This is a genomic window from Massilia cellulosiltytica, from assembly GCF_047325105.1.
Lineage (GTDB): Bacteria > Pseudomonadota > Gammaproteobacteria > Burkholderiales > Burkholderiaceae_D > Telluria > Telluria orientalis.
Window position 1 is genome coordinate 1,515,858 of the sequence record NZ_CP168562.1, and the last position, 17,809, is coordinate 1,533,666.

At 66.2% G+C, this 17,809-nt stretch carries 10 protein-coding genes; all 10 read left to right on the forward strand.

All coding sequences use genetic code 11. The features are described 5' to 3' along the window. Positions 1-27 precede the first annotated feature (27 nt). The 10 genes from ACEN9H_RS06690 (at position 28) to ACEN9H_RS06735 (ending at position 17,803) form a co-directional block, all read left to right on the forward strand. A complete protein-coding gene (locus tag ACEN9H_RS06690) occupies positions 28-1,272 on the forward strand; it encodes a glycosyltransferase (RefSeq protein ID WP_413674186.1) in 1,245 nt (414 codons plus the stop codon). A 64-nt stretch (positions 1,273-1,336) separates the two neighbouring features. Further along, entirely contained in the window at positions 1,337-6,226 is a 4,890-nt protein-coding gene (locus ACEN9H_RS06695) for a DUF4347 domain-containing protein (RefSeq protein ID WP_413674187.1), read from the forward strand. Positions 6,227-6,313: 87 nt separating this feature from the next. Next, on the forward strand, positions 6,314-8,578 hold the full coding sequence (locus ACEN9H_RS06700) for an ATP-binding protein (protein WP_413674188.1): 2,265 nt from the start codon (positions 6,314-6,316) through the stop codon (positions 8,576-8,578). A 200-nt stretch (positions 8,579-8,778) separates the two neighbouring features. Continuing rightward, complete coding sequence (locus ACEN9H_RS06705) at positions 8,779-10,668, forward strand: protease pro-enzyme activation domain-containing protein (RefSeq protein ID WP_413674189.1); 1,890 nt, start codon at positions 8,779-8,781, stop codon at positions 10,666-10,668. A 19-nt stretch (positions 10,669-10,687) separates the two neighbouring features. After that, a complete protein-coding gene (locus ACEN9H_RS06710) occupies positions 10,688-11,224 on the forward strand; it encodes a PEP-CTERM sorting domain-containing protein (protein WP_413674190.1) in 537 nt (178 codons plus the stop codon). Between the two features lie 582 nt (positions 11,225-11,806). Continuing rightward, positions 11,807-13,108 (forward strand): lipopolysaccharide biosynthesis protein, encoded by a 1,302-nt coding sequence (locus tag ACEN9H_RS06715; protein WP_413674191.1) that lies wholly within the window; start codon positions 11,807-11,809, stop codon positions 13,106-13,108. 45 nt (positions 13,109-13,153) lie between these two features. Continuing rightward, the gene (locus ACEN9H_RS06720; protein WP_413674192.1) at positions 13,154-14,218 is read left to right on the forward strand and encodes a GNAT family N-acetyltransferase; all 1,065 of its coding nucleotides are present in this window, start codon (positions 13,154-13,156) and stop codon (positions 14,216-14,218) included. After that, complete coding sequence (locus ACEN9H_RS06725; RefSeq protein WP_413674193.1) at positions 14,215-15,225, forward strand: GNAT family N-acetyltransferase; 1,011 nt, start codon at positions 14,215-14,217, stop codon at positions 15,223-15,225. Before ACEN9H_RS06720 ends, ACEN9H_RS06725 begins: the two co-directional genes overlap by 4 nt. Next, positions 15,225-16,583, forward strand: a complete 1,359-nt coding sequence (locus tag ACEN9H_RS06730) for a polysaccharide deacetylase family protein (RefSeq protein WP_413674194.1) — start codon at positions 15,225-15,227, stop codon at positions 16,581-16,583. Before ACEN9H_RS06725 ends, ACEN9H_RS06730 begins: the two co-directional genes overlap by 1 nt. Before the next feature lie 11 nt (positions 16,584-16,594). Beyond that, a complete protein-coding gene (locus ACEN9H_RS06735; protein ID WP_413674195.1) occupies positions 16,595-17,803 on the forward strand; it encodes an O-antigen ligase family protein in 1,209 nt (402 codons plus the stop codon). Positions 17,804-17,809: the final 6 nt, after the last annotated feature.

Consider the following 17,809-nt stretch of genomic DNA (forward strand, 5'->3'; position numbering starts at 1 on the left):
TCGTGCCTTTCCGAACGAGGCACGACCATGAAGATCACCTTTCTCACCTACGGCACCGAGGGCGATACCCGGCCGCTGCTGGCGCTGGCGCGCGAAGTCGCCGACCGGGGCCACGAGGCGCACGTGCTGGCCGACGTGGCGGGCGCCCCGCGCGCGCAGGCCCTCGGCATTCCCTTCACGGCGCTGGCCGGCGACATGCGCGGTGCGTTCCAGCCGGGCGGCGCGTTCGGCGCGCTGCTGAAGGATGGCGCCAGCATGTCCCGCCTGATGCGCGCCTGCGCGACGCTCGCGCGCGACAACACGCTGCCGTGGATGGAAGCGGCGTGCGCGGCCGCGCGTGGCAGCGACCTGCTCGTGTATTCGGGTCTGGCCGGCTTCGTCGGCCTCGCGGTGGCGGAGGGGCTCGGCATCCCGTGCATCGGCGCCGCGATGTGGCCGATGACGCCCACGCGCGAATTCGCGCCGCCATTCCTGAACATGCACCGCCTGCCGGGCTGGGCCAATATGCTGGCCCACCGCGCGTTCGAACGGATGGCGTGGTCGATGTTCGGCCCGGAACTGAACCGTGCCCGCGCGCGGGTGTTCGGCGCCCCGCCGCGCAAGCAACCCTGGCGCGACATGCCGCTGCTCGTCGGCTGCTCGCCCACGTTGCTGGCGCGCCCGGCCGACTGGCCGCCGAACGTCGCGGTCACGGGCGCCTGGCAGTTGCCGGCCGGGCAGGGGCATACGCCGCCGCGGGCCTTGCTGGACTTCCTGGAGGCCGGGCCTGCGCCCGTCTACATCGGCTTCGGCAGCATGGCGGGCATCGCCCAGGGCACGCTCGTCGATGCGATCGCGGCCGTGGCCAGCGGACGGCGCGTGCTGTTCCATCCGGGCTGGAGCGGCATCGATCCATCTCGCCTGCCGTCCGACGTGTACGTGCTGGACGACACGCCGCACGACTGGCTGTTCCCGCGCACGGCGCTCGTCGTGCATCACGGCGGCGCGGGCACCAGCCACGCGGCCGCGCGCGCGGGCGTGCCGTCCGTCGTCGTGCCGTTCGCCGGCGACCAGTTCTTCTGGGCGCGGCGCATGACGCTGCGCGGGATCGCCGCGGCCTGTCCGGCGGCGGGGCTCGACAGCGCGCGCCTCGTGCAGGCCGTGGCCGCGGCATCGCAGCCGGCCATGCGGGAGGACGCGCGGCGCGTGGGACAGGCGATGCGGGAAGAGGACGGCGTGCGGGCGGCCGTCGATCTGCTACTGGGGGACAGCATTTGCACAAATGATAAATAAAGTTGTAGATTGGAAATCCGAATGGCTATAATTTCCAGATCAATTATAAAAACCGAGAGAGTCCATGAGCCATTCCCGTGCAGTCGTTTTCATCGATCCCGCCATCGCCGGCTGGGAAGACATCGCCGCCTCCGCAGGCCATGCACGCATCGTCGTGCTGGATGACGGACAGGATGGGCTGCTCCAGGTCGCTGCCGCGCTGGCGGCCGAGCGCGACCTGGCCGCCATCCACATCGTCTCGCACGGCAGCGCCGGCCGGATCGTGCTGGGCAGCACGGTCGTGACCGCCGGCGTGCTCGCGCATTACGCCGGCGCGCTCGCGACGATCGGCCGCAGCCTGGCCGCGGCGGGCGACATCCTGCTGTACGGCTGCGAAGTCGGCCAGGGCGCCGCCGGCGCGGCCTTCCTGGAGCAGCTGTCCGACTACACGGGCAGCGACGTGGCGGCGTCGACCGGCCTGACCGGCGCGGCCGCGCTGGGCGGCGACTGGCACCTGGAAGCGCACGTGGGCACGATCATGGCCCGGCCGCTGGCGGCGCCGGCCTTTGCCGGCACGCTGGCGCTCGTCGGCGGCACCGTCAATAACGACCGCCTGGTCGGTACCGCGGGCGCGGATTCGATGTCGGGCGGCGCCGGTGACGACGTCCTCGTCGGCAGCGCCGGCAACGACACGATGGATGGGGGCGCCGACGGCGCGTACGGCGACACGGTCGATTATTCGGCCGGCCCGGCCGGCGTGTCGGTCAACCTGGCAGCGGGCACCGCCAGGGACAACTGGGGCAACACGGACACGCTGATCGGCATCGAGCACGTCACCGGCTCCGCATTCGCCGATACGCTGATCGGCTCGGCCGGCCAGAACTGGTTCCGCCCGGGCAAGGGCAACGACACCGTCAACGGCGGTGGCGGCGACGACGTCGTCATGTACGAGGGCATCACCACCAGCGTCACCATCAACCTGCGGACGGGCGTCGCCACCGGCGCGGACGTCGGCAGCGACACGCTGACCGGCATCCGCAACATCCACACGGGCGCGGGCGCGGACATCATCCAGTTATCGGACCAGGGCGGCTACGTGTTCGCCCGCGGCGGCAACGACAGGATCACGGGCGGCAACGGCAGCGATACGTTCATCGGCGGCAGCGGCAACGACACCCTCGACGGCGGCGCCGGCCGCGACACGGCCAACTACATGGACGACACCTATGACGGCACCGTGAACGTGGCGGTCACGGGCCTGGGCGTCAAGGTCAACCTGGCCACCGGCATCGCGACCGACAACTGGGGCCACACGGATACGCTCATCAACATCGAGGACGTGTCCGGCTCGCGCTTCGGCGACACCATCACGGGCAACGCGGCCGACAACAACCTGCGCGGCGATGACGGCAACGACACGCTGTCCGGCGACGCCGGCAACGACTGGCTCGACGCCGGCAACGGTGCCGACAGCATCCTGGGCGGCGCCGGGTTCGACCAGCTGACGGGCGGCGCCGGCAACGACACGCTCGACGGCGGCGCCGACCGCGACCGCGTCAACTACAACAACGAGTATCCCGGCACCGGGCTCACGGGCAAGGGCGTGACGGTCAATCTCGCAACGGGCACCGCCATCGACAACTGGGGCAACACGGACAAGCTCGTCAGCATCGAGGACGTGTCCGGCTCGCGCTATGCCGACACGCTGGTCGGCAACGCGGCAGACAACAGCCTGAACGGCGACGACGGCAACGACACGTTGTCCGGCGATGCCGGCAGCGACTGGCTCGACGGCGGCAACGGTGCCGACAGCCTGCTGGGCGGCCTGGGCATGGACCAGCTGTCCGGCGGCGTCGGCAACGATACGATCGACGGCGGCGCCGACCGCGACCGCGTCACCTATTTCAACGACTACGGCACCATCGCGCCGACCGGCAAGGGCGTCGTGGTCAACCTGGCGACCGGTACCGCAACCGACAACTGGGGCAACACGGACAAGCTCGTCAGCATCGAGGACGCGTCCGGCTCGCGCTATGCCGACACGCTGATCGGCAATGCGGCCGACAACAGCCTGTCCGGCGACGACGGCAACGACACGATCTCCGGCGATGCCGGCAGCGACTGGCTCGAGGGCGGCAACGGTGCCGACAGCATCCTGGGCGGCCTGGGCATGGACCAGCTGTCCGGCGGCGCCGGCAACGATACGATCGACGGCGGCGCCGACCGCGACCGCGTCACCTATTTCAACGACTACGGCACCATCGCGCCGACGGGCAAGGGCGTCATGGTCATCCTCGCACAGGGCGTCGCGACCGACAACTGGGGCAATGTCGACAAGCTCGTCGGCATCGAGGACGTGTCCGGCTCGCGCTATGCCGACATGCTGATCGGCGACGCTGCCGACAACAGCCTGTCCGGCGACGACGGCAACGACACGATCTCCGGCGATGCCGGCAACGACTGGCTCGACGGCGGCAACGGTGCCGACAGCATGGTGGGCGGTGCCGGCTTCGACCAGTTGACGGGCGGCGCCGGCAACGACACGCTGGACGGCGGCGCCGACCGCGACCGCGTCAACTACAACTACGAGTACCCGGTCACCGGACTTACCGGCAAGGGCGTGACGGTCAATCTCGCAACGGGCACCGCTATCGACAACTGGGGCAATACGGACAAGCTCGTCGGCATCGAAGAGGTGACCGGCTCCCGCTTCGCCGACGTCATCACGGGCGATGCGCAGGATAACTACTTGTGGGGCGAAGAAGGCAACGACAGCATCGCGGGTGGCGGCGGGTCGGACATGCTGACCGGGACCAGCGGCAACGACACACTGGACGGCGGCGACGGCCGCGACCGCGCCAATTACTCGGACGACTACCGCGGCCCGGCGCCCACCGGCAAGGGCGTCACGGTCAACCTGGTCACGGGCGTCGCTACCGACAACTGGGGCAACACCGACAAGCTCGTCAGCATCGAGGACGTGACCGGCTCGCGCTATGCCGACACGCTGACCGGCAATGCGGCCGACAACAGCCTCAACGCCGACGACGGCAACGACACGCTGTCCGGCGATGCCGGCAACGACTGGCTCGACGCGGGCGCGGGCAACGACAGCCTGCTCGGCGGTGCGGGCATGGACCAGCTGTCCGGCGGCGCCGGCAACGACACGATCGACGGCGGCGCCGACCGCGACCGCGTCACCTATTTCAACGACTACGGCCCCATCGCGCCGACGGGCAAGGGCGTCATCGTCGACCTGGCGCTGGGCACCGCGACCGACAACTGGGGCAACACGGACAAGCTCGTCGGCATCGAAGACGTGTCCGGCTCGCGCTACGGCGACGTCCTGACCGGCGACGCCAACGACAACAACTTCTACGGCGACGACGGCAACGATACGCTCGCCGGCGGCGCCGGCAACGACTGGCTCGACGCCGGCGCCGGCAACGACAACCTGCTGGGCGGCATCGGTACGGACCAGCTGTCCGGCGGCGCGGGCAACGACACGATCGACGGCGGCGATGGCCGCGACAACGTCATCTACGACAACGACTACGGCAGCATCGCGCCGACCGGGAAGGGCGTCGTCGTCAACCTGGCGACCGGTGTCGCGACCGACAACTGGGGCAATATCGACAAGCTCGTCGGCATCGAAGCCGTCGCCGGTTCGCGCTATGGCGACTTCATCACGGGTAGCGCGGGCGACAACGACCTGTTCGGCCAGGACGGCAACGACACGCTGGCGGGCGGCGACGGCAACGACTGGCTCGACGGCGGCAACGGCAGCGACGTCCTGCAGGGCGGCAGCGGCGTCGACGCGTTCTCGGGCGGGACCGGCAACGACACGATCGACGGCGGCGACGGCCGCGACCTCGTCTCGTACACCAACGACTACGGCGCACTCCCGATCACGGGCGTGGGCGTGAAAGTCAACCTGGCCACCGGCGTCGCGACCGACAACTGGGGCAACACGGATACGCTCGTCAGCATCGAGGACGTGTCGGGTTCGCGCTTCGCCGACAAGCTGACCGGCAATGGCGCCGACAATGCCCTGATGGGCGGCGCCGGCGACGACGTGCTCGCGGGCGGCGGCGGTGCCGACCGGCTCAACGGCGATGCCGGCGACGACACCCTGGACGGCGGCAGCGGCATCGACACGCTGAGCGGCGGCGACGGCAGCGACACGTACTACGTCGACAATGCCGGCGACATCGTGATCGAGACCAACGCGTCGGCGGCGGGCGGGATCGACGAGGTCGTGGCGTCGGTCAGCCACGTGCTGGGTCTCAACGTCGAGAACCTGACCCTGCTGGGCGGAGCCATCAACGGCACCGGCAATGCGCTGGGCAACCTGATCATCGCCGGTTCGGGCGTGAACGCGATCGACGGCGGCGCCGGCATCGACACGCTGTCGTTCGAAACGGCCACCACGTCCGGCACGACCGGCGTGACGCTGGCATTGGGCGCGGCCGGCGTGAAGACGACCGCGGCGGGGATTTCCGGCGCGGACACCGTGGTCAACATCGAAAACCTGATCGGGTCCGACTACAACGACACCTTGTCCGGCAACGCCGGCGTCAACGTCATCCATGGCGGCGAGGGCAGCGACGTCCTCAACGGCATGGGCGGCAACGACGTGCTGTTCGGCGGCGCGGGCAGCGATGCGTTCGTCTTCACGACGGCGCTGAGCGCCACGGCCAACGTCGTCCGGATCGAGGACTTCTCGAAAGGCGAGGACAAGCTCCGGCTGGAAAACGCGATCTTCACGAAGCTGGCGGCCACGGGGACGCTCGGCGTCAACAATTTCAAGGTGATCGGTTCGGCGGCCCTCGATGCGGACGACTACATCCAGTACGACAAGGCCACCGGCGCCCTGTACTACGACGCAGACGGTTCGGGCGTGGGCGCGGCCGTCAAGTTCGCCATCGTCGGCGTCAACCTGGCGCTGACCAGCACCGACTTCATGGTGATCTGAGGCAGAGCAGGCCGGTTCCTGCGGACTTCCTGGGTATATACTGGACCATCGTTGCCCGATGACCAGTCCAGGAACCGTGGGTCCCCAATGAACCAGTCGCTCTCCCGCCCGACGAGGATCAGCTATTGCCTGATCATCCTGTTGCTGCTGGCGACGCCGGCGCTGCTGGTCTGGCAGCACTACGGGATGGTCAGGACCATCGAGATCTCGCCCGGCCAGCCGCACGGCGCCCGGGTCGCGGACGACCGGCCCGAGCTGGGGGGCAACTCGGTGGGCATCCTGGAGCGCACCCCCGATGCGATCGTCATGCGGTGCGCGCTGGGCACGGTCGCGACTTACGGCTTCTGCAAGTTGCAGTTCCTGCTGGGCCGGCCGGGCAAGGGGATCGACCTGTCCGGGTTCGACTCGATCGATTTCGACCTGCGCTACACGGGGCGGCCGCCGCGTATCATCAAGCTGCACCTGATGAATTTCGAGTCGGAGTTCTCCACCCTCGGCGACTGGAATTCGCAGCGCTTCAACGAAGCGGAAATCGACTTGTCGCGGCAGGCCACCCCGTTCACCATTCCGATGAACGTCCTGCGCACCGCCGACTGGTGGCGCAGCACGCACAAGATCCCGCTGTCCAAGAGCTACCCCCGGCTCGACCGCGTGACGGCCGTCGAATTGTCGACGGGCGCCGTCCCGCAGGGGCAGACCATCACGCTCGAGGTGCGCTCGATCCGCTTCCACGGCAAGTGGATCTCGAAGACCGCGCTGCTCATGGGCCTGGTGTTCGCCTGGATCGCCTGCGGCATCCTCGGCCTGACGCTCGGCCTGCTGCATTTCCGGGACAGCCTGTCCGCCACGAAGTCGCGCCTGGAACACCTGGCCGCCGTCGACCGCGAACGCAAGGCGGCCGAAGCGGCGCGCGAGGCGGCGCTGGCCGAGGCCGTCGGCCTCGCGCGCCAGCGCAGCAATTTTCTCGCGCAGATGAGCCATGAATTGCGCACCCCGCTCAACGCCATCATCGGCTATGCGCAATTGCTCAAGCGTGACCGGCACCTGCTGAACGACCGCCAGGCCGCGGGCCTCGCCACTATCCACGAGAGCGGCCAGCACCTGCTCACCCTCATCAACGACATCCTGGACCTGGCACGGGTCGAGGCCGGCAGGATGGTGCTGTATCCGGCCGCGGTCCACCTCGGCACCTTCCTGCAGGTGGTCGTCGACATCATGCGCGTGAAGGCCGAGGAGAAGGGCCTGGCGTTCGAGTACGCACTCGCACCCGACGTGCCGGCCGCCGTGACGATCGACGAGACGCGCCTGCGCCAGGTGCTGCTCAACCTGCTCGGCAACGCGGTGAAATTCACCGATCGCGGGACCGTCTCGCTGCGGGTGGCGCGCGTGCCGGCGGCAAGCGGGGACGACGCCTGCGTACGGCTGCGCTTCGAGGTGGCCGACACCGGCATCGGCATGAGCGCGCACCAGCTCGGCCGCCTGTTTCGCCCGTTCGAACAGGTGGCCGACGTGCCGCGGCGCGCCGGCGGCACGGGGCTGGGCCTGGCCATCAGCCAGCAACTGGTGCGCCTGATGGGCGGCACCATCGGCGTCGCCAGCGAACCGGACGAGGGCAGCACGTTCTGGTTCGAATTCGCCGCGCCGGTCGCCACCGGCAGCCCGGCCAGCGCGCCGTCGCAGCGTACGATCGTCGGCTATGAAGGCGAGCGCAAGCGCTTGCTGATCGTCGACGACGTCCCGCAGAACCGCGCGATGCTCGTCGACCTGCTGCAGGCCGTGGGCTTCGTCGTGGCCGCGGCCGAGAACGGCCTCGAATGCCTCGCCCTGCTCGACAGCTTCAAGCCCGACCTGATCGTGATGGACGTCATGATGCCTGTGATCGACGGCAACGAGACGACGCGGCGGATCCGCCAGATGCCGGCGTGGCGCCGGGTGCCCGTCATCGCCGTGACGGCCGGCGCGAGTCCCGAGGACGAAGCGCGGTGCCGGGAAGCGGGCGCCGACGCCTTCGTGCCCAAGCCGGTCGAACACGACGTCCTGCTGCGCGCCATCGGCATACAGCTGGGCCTGGCGTGGATCACCGGCCCGGCTGCGCCGGACGCGCCGCCGGAGGAGGAAGAGGCCGCGCTGGTCGTCCCGCCCACCGAAGAGATCGAGGTGCTGTGGCAGCTGGTGCGGATCGGAAACATGCGCAAGATCCGCGAACAGGCCGGCTACCTGCGGACGCTCGACCCGTCCTATGCGCCGTTCGCCGACCACCTCGATGCGCTCGCGCGAGGCTATCACTCGAAAGACCTGGCCGCGTTCGTGGCCCGCTACCGGACCGAGGACGTCGTGCGGCCGGCGGTTTGACGACAGACAAATACATATGTGTCGGAGAAATTTACATAAATACAATCATTCTGAAACAAAAAATCCGGCAAAAATGAAACAAGCGTTTGATTAATTGAAGAAATAACTCTTGGTTACAGTTAATGGCATACCCCTTGCTTGACTGCGGATGAGCCTGCCGGTACCCGGCGGGATCTTCAACAATCGACAGGGAGTCCGCTTTGAGAACGCTTACCGCCATTGCTGTAGCCATCGGCGTGCTGACCACGTCGCTGGCGTACGGCGCCACGACCTCCACCCAGTTCCACCTCGACCGCGATGCGCGCATCGTCGACCTGGGCCTCGCGCCCCAGTCGGAAGTGCGCCAGGTCACGCTGTCGCTGGCGGTGAAAAATGCCGCCGCGATGGACGCGCACGCGGCGTCCATCGTCGACCCGTCCAGCCCGAACTACCGCAAGTTCCTGACGCCGGCGCAGGTCGGCAGCCTGTACGGCCAGGACGCCACGTCCATCGCCCAGGTGGTGAACTTCCTGCAGTCCCAGGGCCTCACGGTCACGAAGGTCTATGCGAACAACCTGCTGATTTCCGCGAAGGGCACGAATGCGCAACTCGCGGCCGTGTTCGGCAGCCCGATCCATGCCTACCAGTCGCTGGGCCGCAAGTACGAGGCGCCGGCGGGCGCGACCGCCGTGCCGGCCAACCTGTCCGGCATCGTCAAGGCCGTGCACGGCTTGAACGGCCGTCCGCTCTTCCACAGCAATATCGTGCGCCAGCCGGCCTCGGGCGTGGCGACCGGCGAGTCGAAGCTCGTGCCGAGCCGCATTCCGACCGCGAACGCCGCGGCCGCCTCCGTGCCGGGCGAGTACACGGTACGGGACCTGGCCGCCAAATACAACGTGACGCCGCTGTACGCGGCCGGCGTGACGGGCGCCGGCAAGACCATCGGCATCGCCACGCTGGCCGGCTACCGCCAGTCCGATGCGTACGGCTACTGGAATGCGCTGGGGTTGAACGTGGCGCCGAACCGCATCACCGACGTGCCGGTCGACGGCGGCCCGCTGCCGGATGACGGTCCGGGCAGCGACGGCGCCGGCGAGACCACCCTCGACATCGAACAATCGGGCGGCGTGGCGCCGGGCGCGAACATCCGCGTCTACCTGGCGCCGAACCAGGGCAATGGCTTCCTTGACATGTTCGCCACGGCCGTCGACGAGAACATCGTCGATACGCTGTCCGTGAGCTGGGGCGCCGCAGAGGTATTCAATGACCCGGCGGACCTGGCCGCGTTCCACGCGGTGTTCGTCCAGGCCGCGCTGCAGGGCATCCCCGTGATCGCCGCGTCGGGCGACGCCGGCGCCTTCGACATCAACAGCGCGCTGCCGTATCCCGCCTGCACGACGCTGCTGACGACCGATCACCCGGCGTCCGACACGGCCGTGCTGGCCGCCGGCGGCACGACCCTGCCGCACACGCAGGTGCACAAGTACGGCAACATCACGATCCCGACCGAGCGCGCCTGGGCGTGGGACTACCTGCGCAACTACATCACGCAATACTACGGCCAGACCACGTATTACACGGATTACTTCCCGGTGGGCGGCGGTGGCGGCGTGAGCGTCGACTTCGGCCGGCCGTCGTACCAGAACAACCTGGCCGGCGTCGCGTCGACCTCGGCGGCGCAGAGCCTGTACTGCAAGGCGTCCGTGCTGGGCGATCCGGGCACGGGCTACGAATGGCTGATCGACCTGCCGCCTGCCGTCCCGGGCCGTAACCTGCCGGACGTGTCGCTCAACGCCGACCCGTACAGCGGCTACCTCGTGTACTTCGAAGGGCAATGGGGTTCGGGCAGCGGCGGCACCAGCTTCGTCGCGCCGCAGCTGAACGGCATCTTCACCCTGATCGCGGCCGGCAGGAACGACCGCCTGGGCCTGCTGCATCCGCAGCTGTACGGCGCCTTCAAGACCTACGGCTATGGCGCCAGGTCGCCGTTCCGCGCGATCACGGCCGGCACCAATCTTTACTACAAGAGCACGAACACGTTCAATCCGGCGACGGGCCTCGGCTCGCTCGACGTGACGAACCTCGCGCGCGCATTCGGCGTGACTCTGTGAACCCTTCAGGAACAAACAAATGAAATCCATCAAGCACATGCTGTTCGGCCTCGTCCTCGCGACCTGCGCCGTCTTCAACGCCTCCGCCACGCCGACGTACAGCGACATGTTCTTCGTCGTGCCCGAGTTCGGCCCGACCACGACCCAGACCTGGGATTTCGGCATCTCGGCACCCGGCGCCCTGGCCGGCGAGACGTTCGAGTTCGACTTCCTGTTCAACACACCGCCCGAGCCGGCATGGTTCTCGTTCGTCGTGTTCCCGGACCTTGCGGGCTCTATCGCCTTCACCGACCTCGGCTTCTTCGCCGGCGACCTCTTCACGCCGATCGACGCGCTGAGCCTGAACCTGGCGAGCGAACTGGCGAAAGGTGCGGGCTGGATCACGAGCGGCACGTACGACCTGCGCCTGGCCGGCACGTTCCTCGTCGACGGCGCCGGTTTCACGGGGCGCGCGGAGTCGGACATTCCGGAACCCGTGAGCCTGGCGCTGCTGGGGCTCGGCCTGGCGGGGATGGCGGGGGTGCGGCGGCGCAAGGCCGTCGAGGAAGCGGCTTGATGTGAGGGCCGGCATGTCGCCGCGGCGCCTTGCCGCGGTCCTCCTGTGCCTGCGGACCGACCGGAACGTGGAGCGATAGGAACGATGCTTTCAAACGGCGGGCGCCGCCCGTCCCCGGCACGCAACGCCGTTCGACATGCCTCACTCGACCCTGCGGCCCGACCCTTCGACGAGCACGGCGCACGAAAACTGTTGCAACCCGCCCGCTCGTCTCCGACGCGGGACCCGCCGTATATCATCTCCTGCATCGCGTTCGTGAAGACATCGTAGGCGCGCTTACGATCACACTGACATGATGGCCGTGCCGCTGATGCGGCGGGAGAATATCTGCCCGACACGAAAACAAATGCCCGCGAAGTTGCGGGCATTTTATTGCCTACAGCACGGAGCAATTGCTCTAGTTTATTTGCCCAGCTCATCCCATGGAGCGGCGGCCCGACGGCTTGCGTGGTGTCAAAAGGCTAATTCGGCCCGTATAGGAGTATCTCATTTCGTGTCATTCCGGGCCACGTAACATTTAGTTGTTACTGCGTAATGCAACGCCTCTTTTAGTGCCGTTTGGTAATTCAAGCGAACACGTACATGTTAAATAGCGTCAGAGTGTTTTTCCGGGGCGAATTCAACCGCAATGTTGTCACCCTGGTGACCGGGACGGGGCTCGCGCAGCTTATTCCACTTGCGGTCACACCGATCCTGTCACGCCTTTATCCGCCGGAGCAATTCGGCGTACTCGCACTCTTTGTTTCGGTCGTATCAAGCTTGTCCGTGCTGGCCACGGGCCGTTATGAATTCGCGATCATGCTGCCGCGCAAGGATGTCGATGCCACCAATATTGCGGCATTGTCGATCACGATCAGCCTGATCGTCGGCGTCAGCCTGTTTGCGGTCGCCTGCCTGTTGCACGAACCGATATCGACAGCGCTGGAAAACGAATCGATGTCGGCATGGCTGTATGTCGTTCCCCTGGCGGTTTTTCTGAATGGCATTTACTCGACTCTAAAATATTGGTGCAATCGCCACAAGCTGTATTTTTTGATGGCGCATCGGCAAGTGCTTCATAGCGGCGGAACCTCGGCCGTGCAGCTCGGCCTCGGGCTGCTCCACGCCGGCGCCGGCGGACTGGTGATCGGAAGCGTGTCTGGCCAGGCCCTGGCGGCGGGCATGATGGCGAGCATGGTGCGCCGCCATTGTCCGCGATTCTGGCGCGGCGTCGACAAACGCAAGATGCTGGCGCTGGCGAAGCGTTATCGAAGCTGTCCGCAATACCTGGCCCCGGCCCATACGCTGGGTGCGGTGTCGGTCCAGCTGCCCACGATATTCATCAATGCCGCGTTCGGTCTGGCGGCGTCCGGATATTTCATGCTGGCCGAGCGGGCGGTCGGCATGCCGCTGTCGCTGGTATCGGGTTCGATCGGGGATGTTTTCAGGCAGGAAATCAGCGAGGCTTTCCTCGCAGGGCAACGTTGCAGAGAGATATTTATTTCGACACTCAAAAAACTGGTGGCGATCGCGACACCGCCATTCCTGCTCCTGCTGTTTTTCGCGCCCTCGCTGTTTGCGCTGGTATTCGGTGAAAAGTGGCGTGTCGCGGGGGAATATGCCCGGCTGATGTGCCCGATGTTTTACCTGCGCTTCATCAGTAACCCTTTGAGCCTGGTTGCGATAATCGCGCAGAAGAATCGATTCGAATTTGTGTGGCAGGTGGGTATGTTGCTCTGCCTGACGATCGTGGCGGCAACACATTATGTCATTCACCTGGACGCGAACATGTACATCGTCGGCTTCGTGATTATCTACAGCGTATTTGATCTCGCGAATCTTTTTGCTTCATATAAATTTGCCTGCGATGGCGACTGGCGGAAGTCCGGCAGCCGAATGCCTTGATCGGCTCCGCAGTTTCAATCGTTGTTTGATGACGGGGGCAAGGCAATGGATGCAGTCATTCAAGAGTTGAACGGGACAGAAGGCGAGAATACGGAACACCGGTCCGCTACGCTGCTGAACAAAGCCGAGTATCGACACCTGTGCGCAGCCGAGCCGTCGATCCCGATTTTTTCGAATGCCTGGTGGCTCGACGCGGTCGCCGGGCCGGACGGCTGGGACGTCGCGCTCGCGAAGGCGAATGGGCGGATCGTCGGTGCTATGCCGTTCTGCATGACCCGGCGCTATGGCATGAAGGTGATCCAGCAGCCGCCCTTGACACCTGTACTCGGGCCGTGGATACGTGGCGACCAGGGCGCCCCCACCACCAGACTGAGCAACCAGCAAAAAATCATGCAGTCGCTGATCGAGCAACTGCCCTGGTTCGACCATTTCAGCCAGGCCTGGAACAAGGATTTGTCGAACTGGCTGCCGTTTTACTGGAACGGCTTCAGCCAGTCGACTGAATACACCTACGTCATTCCCGGGCTGGACGACCTCGATGGCGTCTGGAGCAGGTTCGACCCCACCCGCCGCAAACATTGCAGGACAGCCGTCGAGCGGCACAATCTGCGGGTGTGCGACGACCTGCCGCTCGACGCGTTCCTGGCCCTGCACAGGATGACGATCGGAAGCCGCGGCGTCGCGCAGGCGTTCACCGACGATTGCCTGCGCCGCCTGGACGCCGCGTGTGTCGAACACAAGCGGCGCAAGCTCCACATCGTTGTCGACGAGGCTGGCCGGCATTGCGCCGCGACCTATACGGTCTGGGACAACAATTGTGCGTACGCGTTGTTGAAGGGGTCCGACCCCGACATGCACCATACCCAGGCGCCCAGTGTCTGCCAATGGGAAGCCATCAAGTTCAGTGCCACGGTTGCCCCGAAATACGATTTTCTCGGGAACATGAACCCGTCGATCGAACCCTATGTCCGCAGCTTCGGGACGGAGCAGACGCCGGTATTCACCATCACCAAGACCCCTTCGCGTCTGCTGCGCCTGCGCCGCGGTCTGCTCTCGGCGCTCGCCGGCGGACACCAGGAACGCCTCATTCACCGAAAGCCAGCCCGATGACGACCATCCCGCCCAAGGCGCCTGCACAGGCCACGAGCGACATTGCCTCGCCGAAGGAGACGTACCGCCGGTTCTGCGCCCAGGAACCTTCGCTGCCCCTGTTTTCGCGCGACTGGTGGCTGGATGCTGCGGTAGGTCGGAACGGCTGGGATGTCGCGCTCGTCAAGAAAGGCAACGAAGTGCTCGCGGCGATGCCGTATGTGATCCGCAGCCGCTACGGCATGCGGATCGTCACGCAGCCCGCCCTGACGCCCATGCTCGGCCCCTGGCTGCGGCCGACTGGGGGCAGGCAGGCGGCGCAGCTGAGCAACGACAAGGACGTCATGCAGGCGCTGATCGATCAACTGCCCCGTTTCGATCACTTCGCGCAGACCTGGCATCCCGGCGTCAGGAACTGGCAGCCTTTCTTCTGGAACGGCTTCCGGCAAACCACGTACTACACCTTCGTTCTGCCCGAGTTGACGGACATGGACAAATTGTGGGCCGGGTTCGAAGGCAAGACCCGCCGCGCCATCACCAAGGCCCAGAAGCAACACCGACTGCAGGTCCGCAGCGACGTCCCCCTCGACATGCTTCTCGACCTGAACCGCAAGACGTTTGCGCGCCAGGGCCTGCCTCCACCGTATCCCGACGACTTCGTCCGGCGCCTCGACGCCGCCTGCCGGGAGCGCGGCTGCAGCAGGGTGTTCTGCGCGATCGATCCCGACGGTGCCCCGCATGCGGCCTGCTACGTCGTCTGGGACGAACACAGCGCCTACGGCCTGATCTCGGGCACGGACCCCGCCTACCGCGAAAGCCAGGCCAACAGTCTTTGCGTATGGGAGTCGCTCCTCCACGCCGCCGGCGTGACGCGCGCATACAACTTCTCCGGTTCGATGATGGAGCCTTTCGAAGCCTACCTGCGTGGCTTCGGCGGTAACCATGTCCCGTATTTTCACATCAGCAAAACCCCGTCGCGGCTGCTGACCCTGCGCCAAGGCCTGTTGTCACTCACCGGGAAACACTGATGCTGCGTATCTCACTGCCGGCAAGCCAGCGTCCTGAGCGCAGCTGGATCTGCGACGTCCTGCTCGGCGAATTCCTGGGGCTCGATGTCGAGCTCGCGTTCGACCACGGGGACACGGTGCGCATCAGCGCGGCTGGCCGGACGCTGCGTTTGCCGGACGTCTTCTTTGCCGGGGCCGCGCGCCCGGATGCAACGCCGCAACAATGGATCGTCGCCCGCAGCGGTCTCGATGCGCGCCTGTGCGAGGCCGGCGTCCCGGTGCTGTTCGGCGCTCCCGGGTTCACGATCGACACCGGCGGCAATGCCGCGCTGTCGCTCGATGTCTTCGGATCGGCATTCTTCATGCTCGCGCGCTACGAGGAATCGGTGAGTCCCGCGCGCGACGGACATGAGCGTTTCCCCGCCAGCGAGTCGCTGGCCGTGCGCCAGGGTTTTCTCGACCGCCCGATCGTGGACGAGTACGTCGAGATCCTGTGGGCGGCCATGCACAGGCTGTGGCCCACGCTCGCGCGGAAGCAACGCGCCGCGCGCATGCTGATCAGCTGCGACGTCGACCTGCCGTTCGATCCGGCGTGCGCATCGATCGGGCGTCTCGGCAAGCGGCTGGTGGGGCGCGCGGTACGGGAGCGCTCGCTGAGTGCGTTATGCGCCTCCGCCGGCAACTACTGGGCAGTCAGGCGCGGGAACCAGGCACGGGACCCTTACTGGCAAGCGTTGTCGTGGATGATGGATGTGAACGAGAAGGCCGGCAACCAGGTCACGTTCAACTTCATCCCCGAACGGACCGACGGCGCCATGGACCGTGCGCCGGGCATCGACGATGGATGCATGCGCGCGCTGCTGCGCACCGTGCACGCGCGGGGCCACCTGGTCGGCATTCACCCCGGCTATCGCACCTACCGGCATCCTGACGCGTTTGCGCGCTCGGCCGCGGCCCTGCGGCGCGCCATCGACGAGGAAGGCATCCGCCAGGACGAACTGGGCGGACGCCAGCACTACCTGCGCTGGGACGTGCGGACCACGCCGCAGTTGTGGGCAGCGAACGATCTGACTTACGACAGCACCCTGTCTTACCCGACGATCGCCGGGTTTCGCACGGGAACCTGTCACGAATACACGATGTACGACCTGGTCGGGCGCCGGCCGCTCACTTTGAAGCAACGGCCGCTGGTCGTCATGGAAAACGCGGTGATCGACGACCCCAACATGGGACTGGGCCATGGCGACCGGGCGCTGGCCGCGATGCGACGCTACAAACAGAGATGCGTCCGTTTCGATGGCGACTTCACGCTGCTCTGGCATAACTCGTCGTTCGCGGGCGAAGACGACCGGGCGATGTATTGCGACCTCATCCAATAGGCGAGCCGAGCATGTCCGCCACCTATGCGCCCTCGGCCAGCATCGCCAGCACGCCCGGCAAGGCAGGTCCGGCGCGGCTGGCGTTCCTGCTGCTGTTCCCTGGCTTTTTTTTCTACCAGACGCTGATCGGCATGGGGGTGATGGGGGCCTTCGTGGGCGGGTATTTTTCGGTCGTCTCCATCGGGTTGTTGCCGCCGCTCGCCTGCATGTATTACCTGGCAATCAGGGCGTCCGGCTACCGTATCGCGTCGACCGATCTGCAGTTCGGCTTTTTCCTGTTCTATTTTTTCCTGGTCGTGGCGATCAACGCGGCCTTCGGCGCCGATCCCACGATCGTGAAGACGCACTTGTTGTCGATCCTCTATTTCATCAACATCTACCTGATCTTCAAACACAGCGACTTTTCAGAGCGCAAGACGATCGCGACGACGCTGGCCTCGCTCCTGCTGATGTCGGCGACCGTATTCTTCTTTTCGCGGGACGGCAGTTTCCAGCCCGGGCAGTTCGGCGATCCGACGAGCCCGGACAGTGTCGCGACCTACCAGGAGCTCGCCCGCTCCTACGTCGTCACCTTCGTGACGGTCATCTGCTTCACGCGCGTACTGGCGGCTCGGCTGGTCCTGTATGCCATCGCTGCCGCGGCGCTGTTCCTGAACGGTGCGCGCAGCGAGCTGGTGGCGGCGCTGTCCCTGTTTCCGATGATCGAACTGTATCGCGCGAAGCACTGGCTTCCTTTCCTGTACCTGGTGCTGCTCGTGTCCGGCCTGGCGAGCATCGATCCGAAGTTCCTGGCGACGCATTTTCCTGAAAGCCGGGTATGGGAATTATTCAACCTCTCCCAGTCGTCGTCTGCGAGCGCCAGGCACGAGCTCACCGAACACGCGCTGCGCACGATTGCGGATAACCCGGTACTGGGCGCATACGCCAGTTATCCGCCGGGCGGGTATTCGCACAACATCCTGTCGGCCTGGGTCGACCTCGGCTTGTTCGGCTTTGTCTACATGCTGTTCATGCTGGGACGCACCACGGTCGTGCTGTGCTCCCGCGGTTGGCTGGCACGGCCCAGGTCAGGCCAGTTCCTGCTGGCATGGTCACTGATCTGCATCTCGTTGCTCCTGCTGGTGACCGCCAAGACGTTCGACGACATGTTCACCGGCGCCGCCATGGGGGCTTACGCGAACTATCGAAACACCAAGCGGCCGCCGGGAAGCCGGCGATAACGTAGA